The sequence below is a fragment of the Stenotrophomonas sp. TWI377 genome (assembly GCF_039674525.1).
In the GTDB taxonomy this organism is placed as follows: Bacteria; Pseudomonadota; Gammaproteobacteria; order Xanthomonadales; family Xanthomonadaceae; genus Stenotrophomonas.
In genome coordinates this window covers 18,483-43,880 of the sequence record NZ_JBDJNT010000021.1, presented here as the reverse complement: position 1 = coordinate 43,880, position 25,398 = coordinate 18,483, and the positions used below count along the sequence as shown (strand labels likewise).

28 protein-coding genes are annotated in these 25,398 nt (G+C 66.5%); 14 read left to right on the top strand and 14 right to left on the bottom strand.

The window, feature by feature from the left end; genetic code table 11:
• Positions 1–15 precede the first annotated feature (15 nt).
• Positions 16–1,317, top strand: coding sequence for a homogentisate 1,2-dioxygenase (gene hmgA, locus ABE546_RS15970; RefSeq protein WP_346464449.1), 1,302 nt, complete (start codon positions 16–18; stop codon positions 1,315–1,317).
• A gap of 7 nt (positions 1,318–1,324) precedes the next feature.
• Here hmgA and ABE546_RS15965 read toward each other — a convergent pair whose 3' ends face one another.
• Positions 1,325–1,849 carry a hypothetical protein gene (locus ABE546_RS15965; protein WP_346464447.1) on the bottom strand — a complete coding sequence of 175 codons (525 nt, stop codon included), beginning with the start codon at positions 1,847–1,849 and terminating at the stop codon, positions 1,325–1,327.
• Positions 1,850–1,979: 130 nt separating this feature from the next.
• Between ABE546_RS15965 and ABE546_RS15960 the strand changes: the two genes are divergently transcribed.
• Both ABE546_RS15960 and ABE546_RS15955 read left to right on the top strand, forming a co-directional pair.
• Positions 1,980–2,588 (top strand): hypothetical protein, encoded by a 609-nt coding sequence (locus tag ABE546_RS15960; protein ID WP_346464445.1) that lies wholly within the window; start codon positions 1,980–1,982, stop codon positions 2,586–2,588.
• Between the two features lie 100 nt (positions 2,589–2,688).
• On the top strand, positions 2,689–3,645 hold the full coding sequence (locus ABE546_RS15955; protein ID WP_346464443.1) for a sodium:calcium antiporter: 957 nt from the start codon (positions 2,689–2,691) through the stop codon (positions 3,643–3,645).
• Between the two features lie 75 nt (positions 3,646–3,720).
• Here the strand turns inward: ABE546_RS15955 and ABE546_RS15950 are convergent, their stop codons facing one another.
• The 8 genes from ABE546_RS15950 to ABE546_RS15915 form a co-directional block, all read right to left on the bottom strand.
• Positions 3,721–4,134 (bottom strand): Na+/H+ antiporter subunit G, encoded by a 414-nt coding sequence (locus tag ABE546_RS15950; protein WP_123729953.1) that lies wholly within the window; start codon positions 4,132–4,134, stop codon positions 3,721–3,723.
• Positions 4,131–4,415, bottom strand: a complete 285-nt coding sequence (locus ABE546_RS15945; protein ID WP_070472350.1) for a K+/H+ antiporter subunit F — start codon at positions 4,413–4,415, stop codon at positions 4,131–4,133. Before ABE546_RS15945 ends, ABE546_RS15950 begins: the two co-directional genes overlap by 4 nt.
• Positions 4,412–4,918 carry a Na+/H+ antiporter subunit E gene (locus tag ABE546_RS15940; protein ID WP_313211054.1) on the bottom strand — a complete coding sequence of 169 codons (507 nt, stop codon included), beginning with the start codon at positions 4,916–4,918 and terminating at the stop codon, positions 4,412–4,414. The genes ABE546_RS15945 and ABE546_RS15940 overlap by 4 nt, the downstream gene beginning before the upstream one ends.
• Positions 4,915–6,450, bottom strand: coding sequence for a monovalent cation/H+ antiporter subunit D (locus tag ABE546_RS15935; RefSeq protein ID WP_123729955.1), 1,536 nt, complete (start codon positions 6,448–6,450; stop codon positions 4,915–4,917). Before ABE546_RS15935 ends, ABE546_RS15940 begins: the two co-directional genes overlap by 4 nt.
• Positions 6,447–6,830, bottom strand: coding sequence for a Na+/H+ antiporter subunit C (locus ABE546_RS15930; protein ID WP_019185295.1), 384 nt, complete (start codon positions 6,828–6,830; stop codon positions 6,447–6,449). The genes ABE546_RS15935 and ABE546_RS15930 overlap by 4 nt, the downstream gene beginning before the upstream one ends.
• Positions 6,830–9,658 carry a monovalent cation/H+ antiporter subunit A gene (locus tag ABE546_RS15925; protein ID WP_346464441.1) on the bottom strand — a complete coding sequence of 943 codons (2,829 nt, stop codon included), beginning with the start codon at positions 9,656–9,658 and terminating at the stop codon, positions 6,830–6,832. Before ABE546_RS15925 ends, ABE546_RS15930 begins: the two co-directional genes overlap by 1 nt.
• 359 nt (positions 9,659–10,017) lie before the next feature.
• Positions 10,018–10,500, bottom strand: coding sequence for an Mpo1-like protein (locus ABE546_RS15920; RefSeq protein WP_346464439.1), 483 nt, complete (start codon positions 10,498–10,500; stop codon positions 10,018–10,020).
• Positions 10,501–10,679: 179 nt separating this feature from the next.
• On the bottom strand, positions 10,680–11,606 hold the full coding sequence (locus ABE546_RS15915) for a phosphoribosylaminoimidazolesuccinocarboxamide synthase (protein ID WP_019185298.1): 927 nt from the start codon (positions 11,604–11,606) through the stop codon (positions 10,680–10,682).
• A gap of 143 nt (positions 11,607–11,749) precedes the next feature.
• Between ABE546_RS15915 and ABE546_RS15910 the strand changes: the two genes are divergently transcribed.
• From ABE546_RS15910 to yegS, 4 genes are all read left to right on the top strand, one after another.
• The gene (locus tag ABE546_RS15910) at positions 11,750–12,079 is read left to right on the top strand and encodes a DnaJ domain-containing protein (protein WP_123730837.1); all 330 of its coding nucleotides are present in this window, start codon (positions 11,750–11,752) and stop codon (positions 12,077–12,079) included.
• Between the two features lie 42 nt (positions 12,080–12,121).
• Entirely contained in the window at positions 12,122–12,799 is a 678-nt protein-coding gene (rpe, locus tag ABE546_RS15905) for a ribulose-phosphate 3-epimerase (RefSeq protein ID WP_070426117.1), read from the top strand.
• Positions 12,800–12,811: 12 nt separating this feature from the next.
• Positions 12,812–13,294, top strand: a complete 483-nt coding sequence (locus ABE546_RS15900) for a GNAT family N-acetyltransferase (protein WP_313211079.1) — start codon at positions 12,812–12,814, stop codon at positions 13,292–13,294.
• 271 nt (positions 13,295–13,565) lie between these two features.
• On the top strand, positions 13,566–14,498 hold the full coding sequence (gene yegS / locus ABE546_RS15895) for a lipid kinase YegS (protein ID WP_346464437.1): 933 nt from the start codon (positions 13,566–13,568) through the stop codon (positions 14,496–14,498).
• Positions 14,499–14,564: 66 nt separating this feature from the next.
• Here the strand turns inward: yegS and ABE546_RS15890 are convergent, their stop codons facing one another.
• Genes ABE546_RS15890 through ABE546_RS15880 form a run of 3 tightly spaced genes read right to left on the bottom strand, consistent with a single transcriptional unit; the run spans position 14,565 to position 16,562 of the window.
• On the bottom strand, positions 14,565–15,281 hold the full coding sequence (locus ABE546_RS15890; protein ID WP_346464435.1) for a hypothetical protein: 717 nt from the start codon (positions 15,279–15,281) through the stop codon (positions 14,565–14,567).
• A gap of 10 nt (positions 15,282–15,291) precedes the next feature.
• Positions 15,292–15,633, bottom strand: a complete 342-nt coding sequence (locus ABE546_RS15885) for a hypothetical protein (RefSeq protein WP_346464434.1) — start codon at positions 15,631–15,633, stop codon at positions 15,292–15,294.
• A 29-nt stretch (positions 15,634–15,662) separates the two neighbouring features.
• A complete protein-coding gene (locus tag ABE546_RS15880; protein ID WP_346464432.1) occupies positions 15,663–16,562 on the bottom strand; it encodes a DUF4852 domain-containing protein in 900 nt (299 codons plus the stop codon).
• A 28-nt stretch (positions 16,563–16,590) separates the two neighbouring features.
• Between ABE546_RS15880 and ABE546_RS15875 the strand changes: the two genes are divergently transcribed.
• From ABE546_RS15875 to ABE546_RS15850, 6 genes are all read left to right on the top strand, one after another.
• A complete protein-coding gene (locus ABE546_RS15875) occupies positions 16,591–17,715 on the top strand; it encodes a hypothetical protein (protein ID WP_313211060.1) in 1,125 nt (374 codons plus the stop codon).
• Positions 17,716–17,928: 213 nt separating this feature from the next.
• Positions 17,929–19,404, top strand: a complete 1,476-nt coding sequence (gene trpE, locus ABE546_RS15870; RefSeq protein ID WP_346464430.1) for an anthranilate synthase component I — start codon at positions 17,929–17,931, stop codon at positions 19,402–19,404.
• Between the two features lie 75 nt (positions 19,405–19,479).
• Positions 19,480–20,058: an aminodeoxychorismate/anthranilate synthase component II gene (locus tag ABE546_RS15865; RefSeq protein WP_070472319.1), complete on the top strand. Its 579-nt coding sequence runs from the start codon at positions 19,480–19,482 to the stop codon at positions 20,056–20,058.
• A gap of 32 nt (positions 20,059–20,090) precedes the next feature.
• Complete coding sequence (trpD, locus tag ABE546_RS15860) at positions 20,091–21,128, top strand: anthranilate phosphoribosyltransferase (protein WP_313219435.1); 1,038 nt, start codon at positions 20,091–20,093, stop codon at positions 21,126–21,128.
• 63 nt (positions 21,129–21,191) lie between these two features.
• The gene (gene trpC, locus ABE546_RS15855) at positions 21,192–21,986 is read left to right on the top strand and encodes an indole-3-glycerol phosphate synthase TrpC (RefSeq protein WP_313219436.1); all 795 of its coding nucleotides are present in this window, start codon (positions 21,192–21,194) and stop codon (positions 21,984–21,986) included.
• Positions 21,983–22,699 carry a haloacid dehalogenase-like hydrolase gene (locus tag ABE546_RS15850; RefSeq protein WP_121040613.1) on the top strand — a complete coding sequence of 239 codons (717 nt, stop codon included), beginning with the start codon at positions 21,983–21,985 and terminating at the stop codon, positions 22,697–22,699. The genes trpC and ABE546_RS15850 overlap by 4 nt, the downstream gene beginning before the upstream one ends.
• Before the next feature lie 39 nt (positions 22,700–22,738).
• On the opposite strand, the gene ABE546_RS15845 is transcribed toward ABE546_RS15850, so the two are convergent.
• Both ABE546_RS15845 and crp read right to left on the bottom strand, forming a co-directional pair.
• A complete protein-coding gene (locus ABE546_RS15845; RefSeq protein WP_346464428.1) occupies positions 22,739–23,500 on the bottom strand; it encodes a sulfite exporter TauE/SafE family protein in 762 nt (253 codons plus the stop codon).
• A 188-nt stretch (positions 23,501–23,688) separates the two neighbouring features.
• Positions 23,689–24,354, bottom strand: coding sequence for a cAMP-activated global transcriptional regulator CRP (gene crp / locus ABE546_RS15840; protein ID WP_088433580.1), 666 nt, complete (start codon positions 24,352–24,354; stop codon positions 23,689–23,691).
• Between the two features lie 170 nt (positions 24,355–24,524).
• On the opposite strand from crp, the gene speD reads away from it, so the two are divergent.
• On the top strand, positions 24,525–25,319 hold the full coding sequence (gene speD / locus ABE546_RS15835) for an adenosylmethionine decarboxylase (protein WP_019185315.1): 795 nt from the start codon (positions 24,525–24,527) through the stop codon (positions 25,317–25,319).
• The last annotated feature ends 79 nt before the right edge of the window (positions 25,320–25,398 follow it).

Below are 25,398 nucleotides of genomic sequence, written 5' to 3'. Positions count from 1 at the left end.
CGGCGGAGCAGGACCATGAACAACCCGATGTCATCGCGCGGCTACCAGAGCGGTTTCGGCAATGAGTTCGCCACCGAGGCGGTGCCGGGTGCACTGCCGGTTGGGCAGAACTCCCCGCAGCGTGTCGCGCATGGTCTGTATGCCGAACAGCTGTCCGGCACCGCGTTCACCGCGCCGCGCGGCAGCAACCGCCGCAGCTGGGTGTACCGCATCCGCCCCGCGGTGACCCACGGCGAATTCACCCCCTTTATCCAGCCGCACCTGCACGGCGACGTCGCGCAGGGCCCGGTCTCGCCCAACCAGTTGCGCTGGGATCCGTTGCCGCTGCCCAGCACGCCCACCGATTTCATCGAGGGGCTGTACACCATGGGCGGCAACGGCTCGCCCGACGCCCACGCTGGCGTGGGCATCCACCTGTACGCCGCCAACCGCGACATGCAGGGCCGCTATTTCTACAACGCTGATGGCGAGCTGCTGATCGTCCCGCAGCTGGGCCGCCTGCGCCTGCTCACCGAAATGGGCGTGATCGAGATCGAGCCGCAGCAGATCGCGGTGATCCCGCGCGGTGTGCGCTTCCGTGTCGAACTGCCTGACGGCGACGCACGTGGCTACGTCTGCGAGAACTTCGGCGCGCTGCTGAAGCTGCCCGACCTGGGCCCGATCGGGTCCAATGGCCTGGCCAATCCGCGCGACTTCGAAACGCCCCATGCAGCGTTCGAGAATATCGACGGCGCGTTCGAACTGATTGCCAAATTCGAGGGCCAGCTGTGGCGTGCGGATATCGATCATTCGCCGCTGGACGTGGTCGCCTGGCACGGCAACTACGCGCCTTACCGCTACGATCTGCGCCGCTTCAACACGATCGGCTCGATCAGCCACGATCATCCCGATCCCTCGATCTTCCTCGTGCTGCATTCGCCCAGCGACACGCCGGGGACCAGCAACATGGACTTCGCGATCTTCCCGCCGCGCTGGCTGGTCGCGCAGCACACGTTCCGCCCGCCATGGTTCCACCGCAACATCGCCAGCGAATTCATGGGCCTGATCCACGGCGCCTACGATGCGAAGGCCGAAGGTTTCGTGCCCGGCGGTGCCTCGCTGCACAACTGCATGAGCGGCCACGGCCCGGATGCGGCGACCTTCGAGAAGGCCTCCGCCGCCGACCTGAGCAGGCCGGACGTGATCAAGGACACCATGGCCTTCATGTTCGAAACCCGCGGCGTGATCCGCCCCACCGCCCAGGCGATGGACGCGACGCACCGCCAGCGCGGGTACCAGCAGTGCTGGCAGGGGTTGAAGGCGAATTTCTCGGGCTGACGCGGGCTCAAACCAGCGCGATCTGGAACCGCTCGGCATGTTCCTTCGGCAGCACTTCCAGCAACCGCTGCCGTACCCGCTCGGCATACCCGACGGAGGTCAGGCCCGGCAGCGCGTCCAATGCGGCCTGCAGCCCGCCCATGACCGTCTCGTCGCTGCGTGACTGCTGCAGGGTGTGGAACAGCGCTGCCGCCTGCGGATGACGCTGCAGTTCCAGGATGTCCAGCAGATAGATGCGGGCGGCGACCAGCGAGCGGCGGCGTTCGGTCACCGGCGCCGCTGTCTGCATCACGCCCGGCGCGGGGGCGGCGGGCGCGACAATGGCGGCCTCCGCGACCGCACTGGACACCAGATACCCGCTCTGGATCAGCTGGATCACCATCGCCGGGGTTTCCGGGCCCACCAGCTGGCCGAGCTGGACCAGGTCGCGCTGGCCGTCGCACAGGATCAACAGCCGGCGCTGGCGCATGTCCAGGGGCGCGCGGTGGGCCTGCAAAGCGGTGCGGGCGAGGTCGGTCTTCTGCGGTTGCATGGGGGCGGGGTCGATGCGGTGCAGGCCGAGCCTGAACGCGGCAGGTGAAACGCGGATGACAGCGACACTGTGCATGCCGCCCACACGGCGCTCGCGCTAGGCTGCGCCCATTCACCGGGAGGATGCAGGCATGAGACAGCTGGGAAGCGTGATGGCAGTGGGGATGGTGCTGGCCTTGGCCGCGTGCGAGCGCACGCCGGAGACGCCGTCGGCCGATGCCGAGGCGGCCGTGCCTGCACCGGCGGCGGACACCGTGCCGGCAGCGCTTGCCACGGCGGCCCCGGGCACGGTGACGCAGGGTCCGGCACGCCTGGATGGCTACGGCCCGGTGGCGCTGGGCAGCACCTTGGACGAGGTCCGGGCGGCCTGGAAGACACCCCTGCAGGGCGACGTCGCTGACGACTACTGCCATGCGCTGCGGCCGGAAGGCGCGCAGGCCGAGGACGTGATCTTCATGATCGAAGGCAAGCGTCTGGTCCGGTACGACGTGCGCAACGACCGCATCGTCGCCCCCGGTGGCGGCAAGGTCGGCATGTCGCTCGGCCAGCTGCAGACGCTGTACCCGGATCGCGGCGACCTGACCCCACACAAGTACGACGAGCAGGGCCACAACCTGCGCGTGCGCCCGGCGACCGAGGGCGGCGCGCTGGTCAACTTCGAGATCAACGGCGATGGCAATGTGACCGCATGGCGGGTCGGCAAGTCCCCGCAGGTCGATTACGTGGAAGGCTGCTCCTGAGCCATCGGCACCGCGCCGGCCACAGGGCCGGGGCGGGCCTTCACTGTTTGGCGTGGGCTGGCCCTAGAATCGGCCCACATCTGTCACCGGGGAGCACCAGATGATTGCTGCCACTGTTTGGTTCGTGCTGGGCCTGGTGCTGTTGGCACTGGGCGGCGACGCCATCGTCCGGGCCGCCTCGGGTCTGGCCCAGCGCTTCGGCGCGTCGCCGTTCGTCGCCGGGCTGCTGCTGGTGGCCTTCGGCACCTCGCTGCCGGAGCTGGTGGTCAACGCCCGTGCCTTCGTGGTCGGCGCGGAAGAACTCGCGCTCGGCAACGCGGTGGGCAGCAACATCGTCAACGTCGGCCTGACCCTGGGCCTGGCGGCGCTTGCTGCGCCGCTGCTGGTCCGTGCGCGCCTGCTGTCACCGCTGCTGGTCTGCCTGGCCGCCGCCAGTGCGCTGCTGATCCTGTTCGGCCTGGATGGCGTGATCGCACGTTGGGAAGGGGCCGTGCTGCTGCTCGCCTTTGTCGGCCTGCTGGTGTTCCTGCTGCGCCGCGCGCGGCTGGAAGTCGAGCCGGTGCGGGAGGGCATCGCCGGCTACGCCATGACCCGCACGGGACTGTTCCTCAACCTCCTGCGGCTGCTGTTCGCGGCGGTGTGCCTGTATTTCGGCGCGCGCTGGATCGTGCAGGCCGCGCCGGTGTTTGGCGCCGGGCTGGGCTGGTCACCGTTGCTGGTCGGCCTGCTGCCGGTGGCGATCGGCACCGCGTTGCCCGAAGTGGCGGCGGCCATTGCCGCCGCCCGGCGTGGCCAGGGCGACATGGTGCTGGGCCACGTGATCGGCTCGAGCCTGTTCAACCTGCTGGTGGTGGTCGGCGGCATGGCCGCATTGCGTCCGCTGGCGCTGCCCGAATCGTTCGTGAAACTGGAGCTGCCGGCGGCGATCGCCTTCGTGCTGGTGCTCTACCCGATGCTGCGCGGTGATCTGACGATCAGCCGGCGTGAGGGCGCGGTGCTGGTGGTGGCCTTCGTCGGCTGGATCGCGCTGGAGCTGGCGCTGGTCTGGGGCGGCTGACCGTCGAAATGCGTAGAGCCGACCGTTGGTCGGCTGCCGTCTGCCACGATGCATGCAGCCGACCAACGGTCGGCTCTACTGGCTGTCCCGGGAAACCGGTGCCTCGGCACCCTCTGTGTCGCCCGGATGGCGCGGCTCCGGCGGTGGCAGCTGTTCTTCCTTGGCGGTCTTGTGGCCCGGCAGGTCCGGCCGGGTTTCCATCAGCAGCGACAACGCGGCCTTGGCCATCATGTGCGCACTGATCGGTGCGGTGATGAACAGGAACACGGTGATCAGCAGTTCGCGCGGCTGCGGGTCTTCGCCGAGGAAGATGTGGTAACAGACCGAGCCGACCAGCACGCAGCCCACGCCCAGCGTGCTGGCCTTGGTCGGGGCGTGCAGGCGCTTGAAGAAGGTCGAGAGCTTCACCAGGCCGAGCGCGCCGACCAGGATGAAGAAGCAGCCGAACAGCAGCAGGATCGACAGCACGATCTGGATGAAGGTGATCATTCGACGATGTCCCGGCGCAGCACGAACTTGCTCAGCACCACCGTGCTGCCGAAGCCGAGCATGGCGATGATCAGCGCCGCTTCGAAGTACACCGCCGAGTTGAGGTACATGCCGAACAACATGAGTTCAGCGATGGCCGTCACCGACAAGGTGTCCAGCGCAAGGATGCGATCGGGCACGGTGGGGCCGCGCAGCAGGCGCCAGGTGGCCAGCAGCATGGCCAGGCCGACCACGTGCATGCACACCACCATCGTGGTCTGGATGAACATGTATCCGGTCATGGGAAGATCTCCATCAGCGGGGCTTCGTAGCGGGATTTGATCTGCCGGATCAGCGCATCCGGATCATCCAGATGCAGCACGTGCACCAGCAGATACCTGCGGTCATCGGACAAGGCCGCCGACACCGTGCCCGGGGTCAACGTGATCATGCTGGTCAACGCGGCGATGCCGTGGATGTTGGCGATATCCAGCGGCAGCCAGATGAAGCCGGGGTGGATGCGGCGCTCCGGCCCCAGCACCTGGATCGCGACCCGGATGTTGGAGATCAGGATGTCCCACAGGGTCACGAACAACAGCTTGGGGAGGGGCTTGAGCGAGCCGATCCGCGCGAACTCGCGGTCCAGCCGGGCGGCGAACAGCGGCACCACCACGCCCAGGATCATGCCGAGCACGAACTGGCCCAGGGTGAAGCTGTCGGACATCAACAGCCAGAACGCCACCACCATCACGCTCAGCGAGGGCGAGGGCAGGATGCGCTTGTACAGGGAAGGCTTGCCGGTCATGGCTGGCGGATCTCCGGCGTTGTGGCACGCAGTTCACCCACGTAGTCCTGGGGCTGCAGCAGCTGGGTGGCCATCGCATCGGTGTGCTGCATCAGCGGGCCGGCGAACACGCTCATCGCGATGCCATAGCTGAGCAGCAGCGCGGCGGCGAACAATTCCACGGTGCGCGTCGGTGCCTTGCGCGGCTTGGGTGCGCCTTCTTCGACCACCGGCACGCGCCAGAACAGGCGGATGCCGCCGCGGGTCAGGCCGACGATGACCATCAGGCTGCTGCCCAGCACGGCGGCCCACACCGCCCAGGTGTACTGCGCCGGCATCCCGGCCAGCAGCGCAGCCTTGGCCAGGAAGCCGGACAGCGGCGGCAGGCCCGCGACCGACACCGCACCGATCAGGAACAGCACCGCAGGCGTTTCCTTGCCCGGCATCGGCGCGATGACTTCCTTGCGATCGCTGGCACCGCCGCGGCGGCGGCGGATCAGATCGGCAATGAGGAACAGTGCGGCGGCCACGAAGGTGCTGTGCGGCAGGTAGTAGAGGCCGGCCGAGAGCACTTCGGGCGTACGCACCGAGAAGGCGATGAACAGCGTCGCCGCCGAGACCACCACCAGGTAGGAGATCAGCACGCGCAGGCGTGCCGCAGCGAGCACGCCCAGGCCGCCCAGCACGAGGGTGGCCACACCGGCCCAGAGCAGCCACTGGCTGCCGTAGCCGGCCATCGGTCCGGCACCCTCGCCGAACCACAGCGTGCTGACCCGCAGCACCGCGTACAGGCCGACCTTGGTCATGATCGCGAACAGCGCCGCCACCGCTGCCGGCGCACGCGCATACGCTTCGGGCAGCCACAGATACAGCGGCATCAGCGCGGCCTTGCTGCAGAACACCAGCAGCAACAGCCCCATGGTCGCCTTGACCAGGGTCAGGTGCGAGGCCGGCACTTCAGCGATGCGCTGGGACAGTTCGGCCATGTTGAGCGAGCCCAGCGAGGCGTACAGCAGGCCGAGTGCGATCAGGAACAGGGTCGAGGCGGTGACGTTGAACACCACGTAGTGCAGGCCGATGCGCATGCGCAGGCCGCGCCCGCCGCTGAGCAGCAGGCCATAGGAGGCGATCAGCATCACCTCGAAGAACACGAACAGGTTGAAGATATCGCCGGTCAGGAACGCGCCGTTGAGGCCGACCAGCTGGAACTGGAACAACGCATGGAAGTGCGGCGCGCGGCGGTCCCAGCCCGAGCAGGCGTGCAGCAGGCAGGGGATGGCCAGCAGCAGCGTGGTCACCAGCATCCATGCCGAGAGGCGGTCGGCCACCAGCGCGATGCCCAGGCGCGAGGGCCAGTCACCCAGCAGGTACACCGCGATGCTGCCGTCAGCGGTCTGCGCGAACAGCAGCGCGACGGCCGCGGCGAGCGCGGTCAGCGTGGTCCACGCCACCGTGCGCTGCACCTTCGGCCCGTAGCGGCGATGCTCGACGAACAGCGAGCAGGCCGCGCCGAACAGTGGAATCAGGATGGGCAGGATCACCGCATGATTCATGCGCCGCCCTCCCGGCCCGGCGCGGTATCGGCAGGCAGCTCTTCTTCTTCGTGCGCGTCCACGTGGTCGCTGTGGTTGTCGCTGCGGCTGCGCATCGCCAGCACGATGCTGACCGCCGTCATCGCGAAGGCGATCACGATGGCGGTCAACACCAGCGCCTGCGGCAGCGGATCGGTGTAGTTGCCCAGGTCGCTGTCGATGCCCTCACGCAGCACCGGTGCCTTGCCCTGCACCAGCCGGCCGCCGGCAAAGATCAGCAGGTTGGTCGCATACGACAGGAAGGTCATGCCGAGGATCACATCGAAGCTGCGCGCGCGCAGCAACAGGTAGATGCCGATCGCGCTCAGTACGCCGATGGCGCTTGCCAGAGCCAGTTCCATCAGTGCATCTCCCCGGTTTTTGCCGAACGGCGGTTGGGATCGATTTCGCCTTTGCGGGCATTGCGGGTGCGCGAGGGCTTGATCGTGCCCATCATCGAGAGCATCAGCATCACGCCGCCGAACACCACCAGGTACACGCCGGTATCGAAGCCGATCGCACTGGCCAGCGGTACCTCGCCGATCAGCGGAATGTGCAGGTCCAGATGGCCGCTGGTCAGGAACGGCACGCCGAACAGCATCGACGCGCAGCCACTGAGGATGGCGATCAGCAGACCGGCACCGATGCAGCGGATGTAATCGAAGCCAAAGCGCGATTCCACCGAGGTGGTGCCCTGGATGACGTACTGGATCAGCAGCGGCACGGCCAGCACCAGGCCGGCGATGAAGCCGCCGCCGGGCGCGTTGTGGCCGCGCAGGAACAGGAAGATCGAGACGGTCAGGGTGAGCGGGAACATGATCTGGGCCAGATCGGCCGGCACCGGCAGCTTGATCGGCGGGCCGGGCATGATCTGTTCCGGCGCCATCCGCGAGCGGCGCAGCATGGCGTGCACCACCAGCGCGGCGATGCCGAACACGGTGATCTCACCGAAGGTATCAAAGCCACGGAAGTCGACCAGGATCACGTTGACCACGTTCTGCCCATACGCCTCCGGCAGCGCACGCGCCAGCAGCTCGCCGGCCATGGTGTTCGGCGGCAACGTCATGGCGGTGTAGGCCATCGCGGCCAGGCCGCCGCCGGCGACGATCGCGATCACCGCATCGCGCCGCTTGCGCCAGACCGACTTCTCCGGGGGCGACTGGATCGGCAGGTAGTTCATGCCCAGCAGCATCAGCACCAGGGTGACCATCTCCACCAGCAGCTGGGTCAGGGCCAGATCGGGCGCGGAGAGGAACACGAAGGTCAGCGAGACCATCAGGCCGACACCGCCGACCACCAGCACCGCCAGCAGGCGCTGCCGGTAGACGAACAGTGCGCCCAGCGCGCAGGCCATCATCACCAGCCACAGCGCCCAGCCCAGCAGTGGGATCGGCTGTGGCGAGGGCCAGTTGGGCGACGCTGGATTGGCCACGAACGGTGCGGCGGCGACGATGATCGCCACCACCACCAGCGCCATCAGCATGCGCTGCAGGCTGCCGTTGGCCAGGCCCTGGGTGAGCCGGTGGGCGAAGCCGAACACCAGGTCCAGCTGCTTGTGGAACAGGTTGCGGCCGATGCTGCGGCTGACCACCGCATGCAGGTTGATCAGGCGGCGCAGCCCGAAGTACAGCGCGATACCGCCAATGACGCCGGCGATGCTCATCATCAACGGGGTGTTGAAGCCGTGCCAGACCGAGAGGCTGTAGGCCGGCATCGCCGCGCCGAGGATCGAGGAGGCGGCCGCGTGCAGCACCGGGGCGATGGTGATCGCCGGGGCGACGCCGACGGCCACGCAGACCACGACCAGGATCTCGACGGGCACCTTCATGAAGCGCGGCGGCTCATGCGGGACGCGGTCCAGATCATGCGGGCCTTTGCCGAAGAAGGTGTCGTGCACGAAGCGCAGGCTGTAGGCCACGCCGAACACGCCGGCCAGCAGTGCGGCGATCGACATCACCACGCGCATGGTTTCCGGACCGCCCGCGGTCAGCGCTTCGGCGAACAGCATTTCCTTGGACAGGAAGCCGTTGAGCAGCGGAATACCGGCCATCGCCAGCGAGGCGATGATCGCCAGCGCGCTGGTGATCGGCATCAACCGCCGCAGGCCGCCCAGCTTGCGCATGTCACGGGTGCCGGTCTCGTGGTCGATGATGCCCGCAGCCATGAACAGCGACGCCTTGAAGGTGGCGTGGTTGAGGATGTGGAACACGCCGGCCACCACCGCCATCGGTGTGGACAGGCCGAACAGCATGGTGATCAGGCCCAGATGGGAGATCGTCGAATAGGCCAGCAGGCCTTTGAGGTCATGCTGGAAGATCGCGTTCCAGGCGCCGATCAGCAGCGTGATCGCCCCGATGCCGCTGACCGTATAGAAGAACAGATCGGTGCCGGCCAGCGCCGGGTGCAACCGGGCCAGCAGGAACACGCCGGCTTTGACCATCGTCGCCGAATGCAGGTAGGCCGAGACCGGGGTCGGCGCGGCCATCGCGTGCGGCAGCCAGAAGTGGAACGGGAACTGGGCGCTCTTGGTGAAGATGCCGGCCAGGACCAGGAACAGGGCATACGGGTACAGCGAACTGGCGCGGATCAGATCGCCCGCGGCGAGTACGGCATCCAGTTCGAAGCTGCCCACGATGCGACCGATCAGCAGCACGCCGCCGAGCAGGGCCAGACCGCCGCCGCCGGTGACCACCAGGGCCATCCGGGCCCCCTCGCGGGCATCCTGGCGATGCGACCAGAAGCCGATCAGCAGGAACGAGCTGATGCTGGTCATTTCCCAGAACACCATCAACAGCAACAGGTTGCCCGAGAGCACCATGCCCAGCATGGCGCCCATGAACAGCAGCAGGTAGCAGTAGAAGCGGTGGGCGCTGTCGCGGGCACTGAGGTAGTAGTGGGCGTACATCACCACCAGTGCACCGATCGCCAGCACCATGCCGGCGAACATCCAGGCCAGGCCATCCAGGCGCAGTGAGAAGGCCAGGCCGATCTGCGGTATCCACTCCCCATAACTGCGGACGATCCCGCCGCCCATGATGGCCGGGGTCATCGTCGCCAACAGCGCCAGTCCTCCCAGCGGAGCGGCCGCGGCTACCCAGGCGGCCGTGGAGCGGGAGGTGCGGCGGAATGAAGCGACGGCCACTGCCATCAGGAAGGGCAGGGCGAGCAGCAGGAGCAGACTAGGATTCATGCAGGGAATGCGGGATTCACGAGCAGGTCGTTCAGTCTAACAGGCAGGCAATTGCTGCCGATACACCCGAATACGCCCTCAATTGCATGTAACGTGCGCTGATTCATTTTTTCAGGGCGGCGCGTGGCCCCATTCGGGCGCGTCGGCCGCCGTATGGAGACCCGCTGGCGACTTTGCCGAGTGTGGCCTCCCGGCGCCCGTCGAATCGGGTCGGGAACCAGTCGTCACAGGGGCTGCGGGACCGCGTGGGCGTGCACGAAGATGAACGGTGACCGTCGCTCGAAAGGCCACTGCGGACGATGCTGGACGGTCCGGCGTGGAGTGCCGGTGAGCGTCCTCGCTCGTTCAGGAAAAACCGGTCAGTAGCGCCAGTCCATCCGGCGGTAGAGCTTGGCCAGGACCCACAGCGGGCCGATCAGCAGGTAGACCAGATCGGTCAGGAAGCTCGGCTTGCGGCCTTCATGCTTGTGGCCGATGAACTGCGCGACCCAGGCCATGGCGAAGACCCCCAGGGCCAGCCAGAACAGGTTGACCAGGCCGATCTCGGCTTCCAGCAGCCGGCAGGCGCAGCCGCTGACGAAGAAGAACGCCAGCATGCCGTAGCCCAGCGTGCGCGAGAGGCGGTTATAGAAGCACCAGGCGGCGAACATCGCCAGGCCGGCCCAGATCCCGTTCTGGAACCAGGTGATCAGCGGCGGCAGGCACCACAGCAGGGCAATCACCGACCACGCGATCGCCGGGACAGCCACGACGTGGATGCGCTGGTTCAGCGCATTGCGGTGATCGTCGGAATAACTGGCGAAATAGCGGTCGATCGGGCGTGCGACGGTGGTGGTGGCCATGTTCCCTCCCAGGATCTGCAGAGCATACCGCCCGTAGAGCCGACCGTTGGTCGGCTTGCTCTCACCCAGACGATACCCCTCGTGCTGCACGCGATAGGCCACCAACGTCCGCGGCAGTCGACCAGCGGTCGACTCTACGGCCGGGACCCCCGGCCATCACGGCCGGGGGCGCAGGCGAATCAGTCGACCGAGATACCGGCCAGGCGCTGCAGCGCCTCGGCGTACTTGGCCCGGGTGCGCTCGATGATCTCGGCCGGGATGCTCGGGCCCGGGGCGGTCTTGCCCCAGTCCAGCGTTTCCAGGTAATCGCGGACGAACTGCTTGTCGTAGCTCGGCGGGCTGGTGCCCACCTCGTACTCGTCAGCCGGCCAGTAGCGCGAGGAATCCGGGGTCAGCATCTCGTCCATGATGTACAGACGGCCATCGGCATCGGTACCGAACTCGAACTTGGTGTCGGCCAGAATGATGCCGCGCTCGCGGGCGTAATCGGCGGCGAAGGCATAGATGCGCAGGGTGGCGTCGCGCACGCGCTCGGCCAGGTCCGCACCGACCGCCTTCACCATCGCATCGAAATCGATGTTCTCGTCATGGTCGCCGACGGCGGCCTTGGTCGAGGGGGTGAAGATCGGTTCGGGCAGCTGTTCGGCCTGGCGCAGGCCGTCGGGCAGCTCGATGCCGCTGATCTTGCCGGTGCGCTGGTAGTCCTTCCAGCCGCTGCCGATCAGGTAGCCGCGGGCGATCGCCTCGACCGGAACCGGCTTGAGCTTGCGGGTGACCACGGCGCGCTTGGCGTACAGGGCCGGATCGACACCCTCGGGCAGCACGCTGGCGACATCGATGCCGGTCAGGTGGTTGGGCATCAGGTGCGCGGTCTTGGCGAACCAGAAGTTGGAGACCTGGCAGAGCATCTCGCCCTTGCCGGGGATCGGATCGGGGAGCACCACGTCGAAGGCTGACAGACGGTCGGTTGCGACCATCAGCAGGTAGTCCCCCGGCGGAGTGCCGGCGGGGAGCCGGTCGCGCGGAATGTCGAAAACATCACGCACCTTGCCGCGATGGCGCAAGGGCAGGCCGGGGAGATCGGATTGCAACAACGTGGTCGGCACGGGCACTCCTGAGGCTTCGTCATGACAGCTGTCCAGGGGACCCGGAGGGCCCGCACAGACAGCGGGCGGCCTAGTGTAAAGCGGGTTGGGCCCGCTGTGACGTAAAATGAGGATCCTTTGTCGCCTTGGCTGCCCAGACCACCATGCGCTGGTACGGAAAACTGCTCGGATTCATCGCCGGCGCCTTGTTGTTCAGGCCCAATCCGCTGTTCGGTGCCGTGGTCGGGCTGTTGCTGGGGCATGCCTTCGATGCCGACTGGTTCCGGCTGAACAGGGAAAACCCCTACCGCGAGCTGGGGCTGACCTCCGAGGCGACCGATGCCGAGATCGACCTGGCCTACCGCCGGCTGATGTCCCAGTACCACCCGGACAAGGTGGTCGGCGCGGCGCCGGAGCTGCGCCAGCAGGCCGAGCGCAAGTCGCGCCAGCTCAATGCCGCCTACGACCGCATCAAGACCCTGCGCAAGCGCTGAGTCCGCGCTGCGCCCCCTTTCCACCTCCCGAAGGCCCCGGCCATGTCCAACTGCATCATTGCCCCCTCCATCCTGTCCGCCGATTTCGCCCGCCTGGGTGAGGAAGTGGACAACGTGCTCGCGGCCGGCGCCGACTGGGTGCATTTCGATGTGATGGACAACCATTACGTGCCGAATCTGACCATCGGCCCGCTGGTCTGCCAGGCGCTGCGCAAGCACGGTGTGACCGCGCCGATCGACGTGCATCTGATGGTGGAGCCGGTGGACCGGATCATTCCGGATTTCGCCGAGGCCGGCGCGACCTACATCAGCTTCCATCCGGAGGCGAGCCGCCACGTGCACCGCACGATCCAGCTGATCCGTTCGCTGGGCTGCAAGCCGGGCGTGGTGCTCAATCCGGCCACGCCGGTGGACATCCTGGACTGGGTGCTCGATGACCTGGACCTGGTGCTGGTGATGTCGGTCAATCCGGGTTTCGGCGGCCAGGCGTTCATTCCGTCGGCGCTGGACAAGGTGCGCGCGATCCGCAAGAAGATCGATGCCAGTGGCAAGGACATCCGCCTGGAGATCGACGGTGGGGTGAAGGCCGACAACATCGGGGCGATCGCCGCCGCCGGTGCCGATGCCTTCGTGGCCGGCTCGGCGATCTTCAATGCGAAGACCAGCTACCAGGACATCATCGCGCAGATGCGCGGCAACGTCGCCGCGGCGCGGGGCTGAGCCATGGAACCGGTGGCTGCCGTGACCATCCGCGTGGCCACCGCCGAGGATGCGGCGCTGATCCTGCGTTTCATCCGCGAGTTGGCGATCTACGAGAAGGCCGAGTCGTCGGTGCAGACCGACGAAGCGGGCATCCGCGCGAGCCTGTTCGGACCGGCGGCGAAGGCGCATGCGCTGATCTGCGAAGCCGATGGCGTGGCGATCGGGTATGCGGTGTATTTCTACAACTACTCGACGTGGCTGGGCCGCAACGGGATCTACCTGGAAGATCTGTACGTCAGCCCGGAGCGCCGCGGCAGCGGTGCCGGCAAGGCGCTGCTGCAGCACATCGCACGGATCGCGGTGGCCGAAGGCTGCGGCCGGTTCGAGTGGTCGGTGCTGGACTGGAATGCACCGGCGATCCAGTTCTACCAGGCCGCGGGAGCGAAGCCGCAAAGCGAGTGGACGGTGTACCGGATGGAAGGCGAGGCGTTGCGGACCTTCGCCGAAGGCTGAGCACCCGTAGAGCCGACCGTTGGTCGGCTGCCGCAGCCAACCCAGCCCGGTAGTGCCGACCGTTGGTCGGCTGCGCTTCTGGCGGGTCAAAAAAAAGACCGCACCATTGCTGATGCGGCCCTGGGAATAGCGGGAGGCTGATCCTGCCTCCATCCATCTTCCTTGCTATGGCCTTCCATTCTCCGGGGGATCGGTGACGCTTTGATGACGTTCACCGGCGGCCACGCCGTCCGCTGCTAGCCTTCGCTTCCCCACTCCCTGGAAGTACCGCATGAGCCGTCCCCATTGGCGTTTGATCCTCAACGGCAAGGCCACCGGCAATGAGGATGTGCGCGAGGCGGTCGCGGCGCTGCGTGAGCGCGGCGTGCAGCTGGAGGTACGGGTGACCTGGGAATCGGGCGACGCCGAGCGCTATGTGGCCGAGGCGATCGCGCATGGGGTCGATACAATCATTGCGGCCGGCGGTGATGGCACCCTCAGTGAGGTGGCCGAGACACTGGCGCACCGGGAAGAGGCCGCCGATGCATTGCCGTCGCTGGGGCTGCTGCCGCTGGGCACGGCCAACGATTTCGCCACCGCGGCGGAGATTCCCAATGAACCGCTGGCGGCGCTGGAGCTGATCGCGCAGGCGTCCACACGCCCGGTCGATCTGCTGCGCATCGATGCCGATGGCGAGGTGTGGTGGTGCGCGAACGTGGCCAGTGGCGGCTTCGGCACCGAGGTCACGGTGGAGACCGATGAGGGCTTGAAGAAAGTGCTCGGCGGCCTGGCCTACCTGGTCACCGGGGTATCGCGGCTGGGCCGGATCGATCCGATCCAGGCGCGGGTCCGGGCGCCGGGGTTCGAGTGGGCCGGTGGTTTCATCGCGCTGGGCATCGGCAACGGCCGCCAGGCCGGCGGCGGGCAGGTACTGTGCCCGGAGGCTCTGATTGATGACGGTCTGCTCGATATCACGGTGATCCCCGAGCTGAGCGGGGAGGTCGCCTCGACCTTTGCCGCGTTGGTCAAGGGCGGCAAGCGCGGCGCGCTGGAGCAGGTGGCCGAACGTGTGCAGGCGCCGTGGGTGGAGATCGAGGCCGAGGAGCCGCTGACGCTCAATCTGGATGGCGAGCCGGTCCAGGCCCGCCATTTCCGCATCGACTGCGTGCCGGGGCGGGTGAACCTGCATGTGGCGCTGGACAGTCCGCTGCTGTCCAGGGCCTGAGTTCCGGCGCGGCTGCTGGGCCGTCCTGCATACGGCTGGCGCGTGGTGGCGCCTGCCGTGCCCGGCTCACTTCAACAGGCGATCCAACAACCTGCCGGCCGCGTTTTCAACCGTCTGATCCGCGCGCCCGCCGATACCAGTGGCGGCGCCGCCCGACGTGACTGAGCGATCCTTGAAGGAAACGGGGAATGTCTGCAGCCGTCGCAGTCGTCCCTGGCCCTGGTTTTCGTACTGGCCGAAGCTGGCACTGATATCGAAGCGGCTGCCCGGGGTCTGCCCCTCGTTCATGGCGCGCTGCACGAGGAAGGTGACCGTGCTGGATCGGCCTGGCAGCAGGGTGAAGGTCGGGTCGACCCGGTTCGTGGTGGCGATCGGGATGCCCTTGATCGTGTCTTTGTCCTGCCCGCCGAAGAAGCGGTAGGTATAGCCGTGGCTGTCGGTCGCGTTGAAGGTGTCGTACTCATAATTCAACACCATCGGCTGCGACGACACATTGCGCAGTGTCATCGTCACCGTGATCTCTACCGAGCCGCGCGTGCGCTGTCCCGCCCGGATCGAATCCAGACGCGCTTCGATATCGCCAAATCGCTCCAGTGCGCCGGTGTCGTCGGGCGCCGGCACGCCGCAGCGTTGGTTCAACGCTTCCAGCTGGGCACGCAGCTGTGCGTTCTCACGACGGAGCGCGTCGGCGGATTGTGCGTGGGCAGGCACGGCCTGACCGGCCAGCAATGCTGCCGCGGCAGCGGCCGACAGCAGCGACTGCTTCAAGGTGATTCCGTTCATGTGCAGATCCTCAATGCATGGACATGGCTGCGCCAAACAGGCCGAGCACGGTGAGATTGACCAGCACCCAGACGATGCCCGCAGCGAACAGGCTGGCCAAGGTGATCAACAACTGCTTGATGCCATCGGGGTTCCCCTTGCTTTGCGCATAGGCGAAACACAGGATCGTGCTGAGCAGGAACAGCACCACCCCGACGATGCCGATGATCGGCACCAGAGCGCAGACCCAGCCGATCCATCGCAGCGTCCTGGCCGTGCGCATCAGGCCTTCGGTTGCGCGACGCCCGGCTTCCTCGCGCACGAGGCGCTGCTGCAGCGCGTTCTGGACGTCGCTTTCATTGAGTTGATTCATGGATGATTCCCCTGTGGATTCCGAAACGATCAGCTGCCCAAAGCACGCCGTGCGCAGTCCTCCGGCGAAACGCACGGATCCTCTTCCGCTGGCTGCGCTGCCACCGCCGGATCGGGCGAGTAGGACGCCAGGACGCGTCCGCTGCGGTCCAGAAGCTGGACGTGCGTGACGTACGCATTGAGGCGTCGCTGGTTCAGATCCGCAGACTGGACGAAGAAGTAGGTCCGCAGCCGGGGTTTGCTGTTCCATCGGCTACGAAGCCCTTCAAGCTCGCGGGCAACCGCTTCGTCAGCGACCGGGGCGAGCTGAACCTGCGCAGAGTTGGCCCAGGTGTAGGAGTACTCCGGAATGTCCATGAAGTAGCGATACTTGCCGCCGTTGAATTCGCCGACCGGGAAGCCCTTCCGCTCGAAGTCATAGGCCTGCAGGTCGGCATCCTCCAGTTCGCTCCAGAAATACGGCGAGCGGCCCGCGTCTGCGATGCCCTGTTCGAGCTGCGGGCGAAGCGCCACCATCAGGTCCTTGCGGCGGAAGGTATCGGCCGTGCCGCGGTATTCCTGCGAGGCGAGGCTGGCCATCGTGTCGAAATCCGTCGGCAGCTTGGACGTGGCGGCATAAAGAAACATCACCTGTTGGCCGCTATCCAACTTGCGATACTCAGTCAGCGGCTTGGCCAGGTCGGCTTGGGGAAGCGGGGTGCGTGCCGTTTTATCTGCGCTTGCCTCACCCTCGGCCGCAGGGGTGTTGCTGTCGTTATCGGCGCTCGGGGGTGCTGCATCGTCTTTGCCGTTGCAGGCGACAAGCAGCAGGGACAGGGTGAGCGCGGTGGAAAGTGATTGCAGTGCGGAGAGGGCCATGGCGTCCTTGACGTGGTGATGGGATGGCGGCAAATCTGCGTCCAGAGGCGCAGCGACGCAGGTCGTGAACATGACTTGACGAACAACACAGGAGGTGGTTGTGAAAGCGGAGCTTATGGAGGAGCTGTACGCCGGGGTCACCGATCCCGAGCGGATGCAGTCATTCGTTGAACGGCTCGGGCGCGCGGTTGGTTGCCACTCGGGCAGCGTGACCCTGCGGGACGTGCAGGGTGGGCGTCACGTGGCGCTGGTTGCGGCCGGCGCGATGGCGGACCCGCGTACGGTGGAGCGCTTCAACGAAGACACGCTGTATTCGGTGGACAACCTCTGGTTCAACCGGGCCGCGCCTACGATGCGGGCTGGCAGTGTCATCGTCAGCGACCGGGTGGCCACGCTGGAGGAGATGCGCGGAACGCGGTATTACCTGGATTTCCTGCGCCAGATCGACACGCTGCGCTCGGTGGCGCTATGTGCCTCGCGCAAGCCGGATCAGGTCACCATGTTGACCTTCGTGGGAACCGAGCGGCGGGGCGATTTCGATGCACGTGAGGTGGCACTCTGCGAAGCGTTGGCACCGCACTTCGTCAACGCCTTCGAGTTGCGCCAGTCACTGCAGGACGCGTGGCGCCAGGCAGGGACGTTGGCCCTGTTGCTTCTCGATGAGAACCTGCGGCCGGTGTCGGTGAATGCCGGGGGGGAGGAGATGCTGCTGGGGCGTGTCCTGCGTGTGCGCCGCAAGGCGGCATTGGAGCCGGTACATCCGGCCTCGCGTGCAGGCTGGAATGCCCTGGTCCGGCGCCTGGCGCTGCGGGGCGGTCCGGCGCAGGACCCCGGGGAGGATATCGTCGCCCTGCATGATGTCGATGGGCTACTGGCAGGCTTCGCGTCGCTCAGGCCTTACGGAAAGTACATCCCCGGCACCGGTACCGCCCGCTTTGTCATGACGGTCAACACGCTCGTGCGCCGTTCGTCTGCCGGGCTGTCCACCACCCTGCGCGAGCTTTTCGGCCTGACCCCGGCCGAAGCCACCCTGGCCGTGGCGCTGCATCACCAAGGCGAGCTGTCGGCCGCCGCCACGATCTGCGGCATCGGTGTCGGAAGCGCGCGGACCCGCCTGCAGAGCATTTTCGAGAAGACCCGTCTGCATCGGCAGGTGGACCTCGTCAGGATGCTGGATACCCTGAACGGTATGTTGGCCGCCGAGCGGCCGATGCCCCTGTACTGACGCTGGAGGCGCCAGTGCGGGCGCCGCGTCGGGGGCTGGCGTGCCTGCCTGCGGCGCGGGACGGGGTTCCCCCCCGCGCCGGGCTGCGGTACAGTCGCCGGGTGTCCATTCTGACGACCCCGCATACCCTTTCTTCCGCTCGCCGTTGGTGGCGATGGTGGCCTGTTGCCGTCGTCCGTCCCGCCACCGCCGTTTCCCGGAAGGAAAGTCGTCTTGATTACGCTCGAGCAGTTCCAGCAGCAGGCCGCTGAAGGCCACACCCGCATCCCCGTCGTCCGTGAAGTGCTGTCCGACCTGGACACGCCGCTGTCGGTCTATCTGAAGCTCGCCGACGGCCCGCATACCTATCTGTTTGAATCGGTCGAGGGCGGCGAACGCTTCGGGCGCTATTCCATCATCGGCCTGCCGGCACGCCGGGTATATGCCTTCCACGGCCATACCCTGACCATCAGCGAGTCCGGCACCGTGGTGGAAACCCGCGAGGTCGCCGACCCGTTCACCGAGGTCGAGGCGCTGCGCAGCGCCCACTCGGTGCCGAAACTGGCCGGTCTGCCGGGTTTCACCGGCGGCCTGGTCGGCTGGTTTGGCTTTGAGTGCATCGGTTATATCGAACCGCGCCTGGCCCCGCCGCGTGGCCGCGATGAGTTGGGCACGCCGGACATCCTGCTGCTGCACTCCGAAGAGCTGGCGGTGTTCGACAATCTCAAGGGCCGCCTGTACCTGATCGTGCACGCCGACCCGGGTCAGCCCGGGGCGTGGGACCACGCCCAGGCCAAGCTGGATGCGCTCGTCGCCACATTGCGCGCCCCCGGCGCCGGCTACCCCGCGCCGATCACGCGCGATGTGCTGGACGAGAACGATTTCGTCTCCGGCTTCACCCGCGAAGGCTTCATTGCCGCGGTCGACAAGTCCAAGGAATACATCCGCGCCGGCGACATCTTCCAGGTGGTGCTGAGCCAGCGCCTGAGCGTGCCGTTCAAGGCGCGCCCGGTGGATGTGTACCGCGCGCTGCGTGCGCTCAATCCCTCGCCGTACATGTATTTCCTCGATACCGGCGACGTGCAGGTGGTCGGCTCCTCGCCGGAAATCCTGGTGCGGCTGCAGGACGGGGAAGTCACCGTGCGTCCGATCGCCGGCACCCGCCCGCGCGGCGCGACGGTGGAGGAAGACAACGCACTGGAAGTGGAACTGCTGGCCGATCCCAAGGAACGTGCCGAGCATCTGATGCTGATCGATCTCGGCCGCAATGATGCCGGCCGCGTGTCCAAGGCCGGCACGGTGGAAGTGGGCGAGCAGTTCGTGATCGAGCGCTACAGCCACGTCATGCACATTGTCAGCGAGGTCACCGGGCAGCTGCAGCCGGGCCTGAGCTATGCCGACGTGCTGCGTGCGACGTTCCCGGCCGGCACCGTCAGCGGTGCGCCGAAGATCCGTGCGCTGGAAGTGATCCGCGAGCTGGAGCCGATCAAGCGCAACGTCTACGCCGGCAGCATCGGCTACATCGGCTGGCATGGCGATGCCGATACCGCCATCGCGATCCGCACCGCGGTGATCAAGGACGGCCGCCGGCACGTGCAGGCGGGCGCCGGCATCGTGTACGACTCCGACCCCGGCAAGGAATGGGACGAGACGATGAACAAGGGCCGCGCGCTGTTCCGTGCGGTCGCGCAGGCGGCCAAGGGCCTGTAACGCACTGCTGCCGAACGGCCTGACACGTGCACGGTTGCGTGCACGCCACTTCCCCATTCAAGACGGACCCTGACCATGTTGTTGATGCTCGACAACTACGACAGCTTCACCTACAACCTCGTGCAGTACCTGCAGACGCTGGGCGCCGAGGTCAAGGTGGTGCGCAACGACGCGTTGAGCGTCGATGAAATCGCCGCGCTCGCGCCCGAGCGCATCGTGATCTCGCCCGGCCCGTGCACGCCCAACGAAGCGGGTGTGTCGCTGGAGCTGATCCGCCGGCTCGGCCCGACCACGCCGATCCTGGGCGTGTGCCTGGGCCACCAGAGCATCGGCCAGGTGTATGGCGGTGACGTCATCCGCGCCACCAACATCATGCACGGCAAGACCTCGCCGATCCGGCATGAAGGCAAGGGCGTGTTCGCCGGCCTGCCGGACCGCTACCAGGCCACGCGCTACCACTCGCTGGTGGTCGACAAGACCACGCTGCCGGCCTGCCTGGAAATGACCGCCTGGACCGAGAACGAGGACGGCTCGATCGAAGAGATCATGGGCCTGCGCCATCGCGAACATCCGGTCGAGGGCGTGCAGTTCCACCCCGAGTCGATCCTCACCGAGCATGGCCACGCCCTGCTGAAGAATTTCCTGCAGCGCTGAGCGCGCCGCACCTGCACCACAAAGGACCCCGCATGACCTTCTCCCCCCAGGAAGCCCTGCAGCGCACCATCGAGCACCGCGAGATCTTCTTCGACGAAATGGTCGACCTGATGCGGCAGATCATGCGCGGTGACGTGTCGCCGGTGATGACCGCCGCGATCCTGACCGGCCTGCGGGTCAAGAAGGAAACCATCGGCGAAATCGCCGGTGCCGCCACCGTGATGCGCGAGCTCGCCCTCGCGGTACCGGTGGAGGACAAGACGCATCTGGTGGATATCGTCGGCACCGGTGGGGATGGTTCGCACACCTTCAACATTTCCACCTGCGCGATGTTCGTGGTGTCTGCGGCCGGGGCCAAGGTGGCCAAGCATGGCAACCGCAGTGTTTCCTCCAAGTCCGGCAGTGCCGATGCAGTCGAGGCGCTGGGCGCGATCATCGATCTGCAGCCGGAGGAGGTCGCGCGCGCGATCACCGAGACCGGCATCGGCTTCATGTTCGCGCCGATGCACCACCCGGCGATGAAGGTCGTCGCACCGGTGCGACGCGAGATGGGCGTGCGCACGATCTTCAACATCCTCGGCCCGCTGACCAATCCGGTCGGTGCGACCAACGTATTGATGGGCGTGTTCCATTCGGATCTGGTCGGCATCCAGGCGCGCGTGCTGCGCGAACTCGGGGCCGAGCGCGCGCTGGTGGTGTGGGGCCGCGACAACATGGATGAGATCTCGCTCGGCGCCGGGACACTGGTGGGCGAACTGCGCGACGGCAAGGTGCGCGAGTACGAGATCCATCCGGAAGATTTCGGTATCGCGATGTCGGCCAGCCGCAACCTCAAGGTCGGCGGTCCGGAAGAATCCATCGCGATGCTGCGTGGCGTGCTCGACAACCAGCCCGGCCCGGCGCTCGACATCGTGGCGCTCAATGCCGGCGCCGCGCTGTACGTGGCCGGTGTCGCCGACAGCATCGCCGATGGTCTGGCCCGTGCCCGTGCGGTGCTGGCCGATGGCAGTGCGCGCTCGCGGATGGAGCAGTACGTCGCCGCCACCCGCCGCATCCGCGGGGCCGTCTGAGCCCGCGTTTTCCGAATTCAGCGGGGCTGGTCGATAATGGCCGGCCTCCAGGACCCCAATGACATGAGCGACATCCTCGATACCATCCTGGCCCGCAAGGCCGAAGAAGTCGCCGCACGCCGGGCCCAGGTGCCGCTTGAAGCACTGATCGCGCGCGTGGAGCAGGCTCCGCCCGTGCGTGGCTTCGCGGATGCGCTGCGCGCCTCGATCACCGCCGGCAACCCGGCCGTGATCGCCGAAATCAAGAAGGCCAGCCCCTCCAAGGGCGTTATCCGCCCGGACTTCCATCCGGCTGATATCGCGGTGAGCTACGAATTCGGCGGGGCCAGCTGCCTGTCGGTGCTGACCGACGTGGATTTCTTCCAGGGCAGTGATGCCTACCTGCAGCAGGCCCGCGACGCCTGCACGCTGCCGGTGCTGCGCAAGGACTTCGTGATCGATGCCTACCAGGTGTATGAAGCGCGTGTGCTCGGCGCGGACTGCATCCTGCTGATCGTGGCCGCCCTGGACGACCGCCAGCTGGCCGAGCTGTCCGACCTGGCCATGCAGCTGGGCATGGACGTGCTGGTGGAAGTGCACGACATCGACGAGCTCGAGCGCGCCATCCAGGTGCCGGTGCCGCTGATCGGCATCAACAACCGCAACCTGCGTACCTTCGAGGTGTCGCTGCAGACCACGCTGGACATGCGCCAGGCCGTGCCGCGCGACCGCCTGCTGGTCACCGAAAGCGGCATCCTCGGCACGGCCGATGTCACCGTGATGCGCCAGGCCGGGGTCAACGCGTTCCTGGTCGGTGAGGCCTTCATGCGCGTGGAAGAGCCCGGCGAGGGCCTGCGTCAGCTATTCTTCAGCGCATGACAGCGATCTACCCAACGCCGCGCGACGACGCCCCGCTGGTGGTCTTCGATTTCGATCACACCCTGTATGACGGCGATTCCGGCAGCCATCTGTTCGCCTGGCTGATCAAGCGCAACCCGCTGCGGCTGCTGGCGGCCCTGGTTGCCACGCCGCTGCTCGGCCCGTTGGTGGCATTCCTGCCCACCCGCCGCCGCGGCATCTCCGGCTATGTCTGGATCGCCACGTTTGGCCTGCACCGGGCGCGCGAGTTCAACAAGGTGATCGATCGCTACGTCCTCAAGCACGAAGCCGATATCCGCCGCCGCCTGCTGCCCGTGGCGCTGGAGGTGTTCGCGCGTCACCGCGCCGCTGGCGACCGCGTCGTGGTCGCTACCGGTGCACCGCCGGAACTGGCCCGCGCGATCCTGGCCTTCGTGGCGCACCAGGGCGTGCCGGTGATCGGCAGTGAGGTCGGGCCGTTCCTGGGCGCGGTCATCGCCACCCGCCACTGCCACAACGAAGAAAAGATGCGGATGCTGCGCGAGCGCGGCTACGGCGAGATCGACGTCGCCTACTCCGACAGCAGCGCCGACCTGCCGCTGCTGCTGGCCGCGGCGGCGCCGGTGGTGGTCAATCCGAAGGCGTCCCGGGTGGACTATTTCCGCCAGGTGCTGCCGCCGGGCACCCCCGTGCTCAACTGGGGCTGCGTGGATCGGGCCGGCGATCCGGTCTGATTCACCGCTGAAAATCCCTGAAACGGTGTCGCGTCCGGCTCAGCCTGCGCGCCACTGGACGATGCCATGGCCGATCTGGAACAGGCTGATGCCCAGCACCAGCACGCCGACGGCCACCAGCACCCAGCGTTCCTTGACCTTTTTGACCAGAATCGCGGCAACCGGGGCGGCCATCATGCCGCCGATCAACAGGCCGGCCACGATGTTCAGGTACTGAACGCCCATGGTCAGCAGGAAGGTGATCGACACCGCCAGGGTCACCACGAACTCGGCGGCATTGACCGTGCCGATGGTGGTGCGGGCCTTGCCACCGCGTGCGAGCAGGGTGGACGTCGCCACCGGGCCCCAGCCGCCACCGCCACTGGCATCCAGCAGGCCGGCGACGAAGCCCAGCAGCGGGACGCGCTTCACTTCCTGGGCCGGCAGCATCCGGCCGGCCGCGCGCAGCAGGATGAAGATCGCCAGCACCAGCAGATACATATAGATGAAGGGGCGGATCACGTCGCCGGGCAGCTGGGTCAGCACGTAGGCGCCGACCACCCCACCGACGGCGCCAGGCAGGGCCAGGCGCAGGAACAGCCGACGGTCCACATTGCCCGCGACCAGGTGCGAGACCCCGGACGCCCCGGTGGTGAACACCTCCGCGGTATGGATGCTGGCGCTGACCGCGGCGGGCGGCAGGCCCATGCTGAGCAGGACCGAGGAAGACACCAGCCCGAACGCCATGCCCAGCGCGCCGTCGACCAGCTGTGCGCCGAGGCCGATCAGGATGAACCAATAGAATTCACTGCCAAGTTCCATGCGAACAGCCTAGCGGCAAATGGGCAGGTAGTGCCGACCGCTGGCCGGCGACCCGGGGTAGTCAGGGCCCGGGGGAGGCCGGGTGGCGTGTCCAATCGCGTGCCGGATAGCCGAACGGATAGCTGACCGGATAGCTGACCGGATAGCCGGCCGGATAGCCGACCAACGGTCGGCTCTACCGCGCGGGGTCAGCGGGTGCCGTACAGGACCACGGTCTTGCCGCGGGCATGCAGTTGCCCGTCGGTCTGCAGCTTCTTCAGCACGCGGCCGGCCATTTCACGCGAGCAGCCGACCAGACGGGCCAGTTCCTGGCGCGAGACGCGCAGCTGGGTGCCCTGCGGGTGGCTCATCGCCTCCGGCTCGCGGGACAGATCGTGCAGGGTCCGCACGATGCGGTCGGTCACATCCAGGAACGCCAGGCGGCTGGCCTTCCTGCTGGTATCGAGCAGGCGCTTGGAGAGCTGCTGGCCGATCGAGTAGAGCAGGCGCGGCGCATCGGCCGAGAGCGGGCCCAGGAACAGCTGATGGAGGCGCTCGTAGCTGATCTCGGCCAGTTCGCACGGGGTGCGGGTGCGCAGGATCACCTCGCGCCGGTCCGATTCGACGAACAGCCCCATCTCACCGACGAACTCTCCCGAGCCGAAGTAGCCCAGCACCAGCTCACGATCGTCATCTTCCTCAGCCATTATTGAGACTGATCCACTGATCACGTAGTAGAGCGTGCCGGCCGGATCGCCAGGACGGAACACGTCGGTACGGGCGGGGTAACGGCGGCGGTGGCTGTGGGCCAGGAAGCGATCGATTGTTGCGATATCCAGGGCCAATGGACTTGTGGCAAGGCGCACAGTTGACACGTTGAGGCGCTCCGATTGCTCATGAAGAATTCACGGCTATGTGCCGGGAGCTTAACGATCCGAATTGTTAAGGGCAAACCGAGCACAGGTACTCGTTTCAATGCAAGTTTCGCCCCCGATCACTTTGCCCCATAATTACTTCTTTCCCACCACACACAGGATCGACCGCCGTGGTCAAGCCGTTGCCTCGCCTGAGGTTGCAGGGTTTCAACAACCTCACCAAGGCGTTGAGCTTCAACATCTATGACGTCTGTTACGCCCGCACCGAAGAGGAGCGTCAGCGTTACATCGAATATATTGATGAAGAGTACAACGCCGATAGGCTGACTCAGATCCTGACCGACGTAGCCGAGATCATCGGCGCGAACATCCTGAACGTGGCCCGCCAGGACTACGACCCCCAGGGTGCCTCGGTGACGATCCTGATCTCGGAAGAGCCGGTGATCGACAAGAAGCAGGCCGGCAAGGAGCTGATCTCCGACGCTGTGGTCGCGCACATGGACAAGAGCCACATCACCGTCCATACCTACCCGGAAACCCATCCGCAGGAGGGCATCGCCACGTTCCGCGCGGACATCGATGTGGCCACCTGTGGCGTGATTTCCCCGTTGAAAGCGCTGAACTATCTGATCGAGAGTCTGGAATCGGACATCGTGATCATGGATTACCGCGTGCGTGGCTTCACTCGTGACGTGAAGGGCAAGAAGCACTACATCGATCACAAGATCAACTCGATCCAGAACTTCCTGGCCAAGAACATCAAGTCGCGTTACGAGATGTTCGACGTCAATGTCTATCAGGAAAATATCTTCCACACGAAGATGCACCTGAAGGATTTCGATCTGGACCAGTACCTGTTCGAAGAGAAGGCCAAGAACCTCTCGTTCAAGGAACGCATGAAGATCGAGGCGCTGCTGCGTCGTGAGATCGAAGAGCTGTTCCATGGGCGCAATCTGGCCGAGTAAGGCACTTCGCGATGGTGTCCGGGCCTGGCCCGGGCAACCTCGTTCAGGCGGGACGGCCCGCCCTGTGGAACCGGTGTTT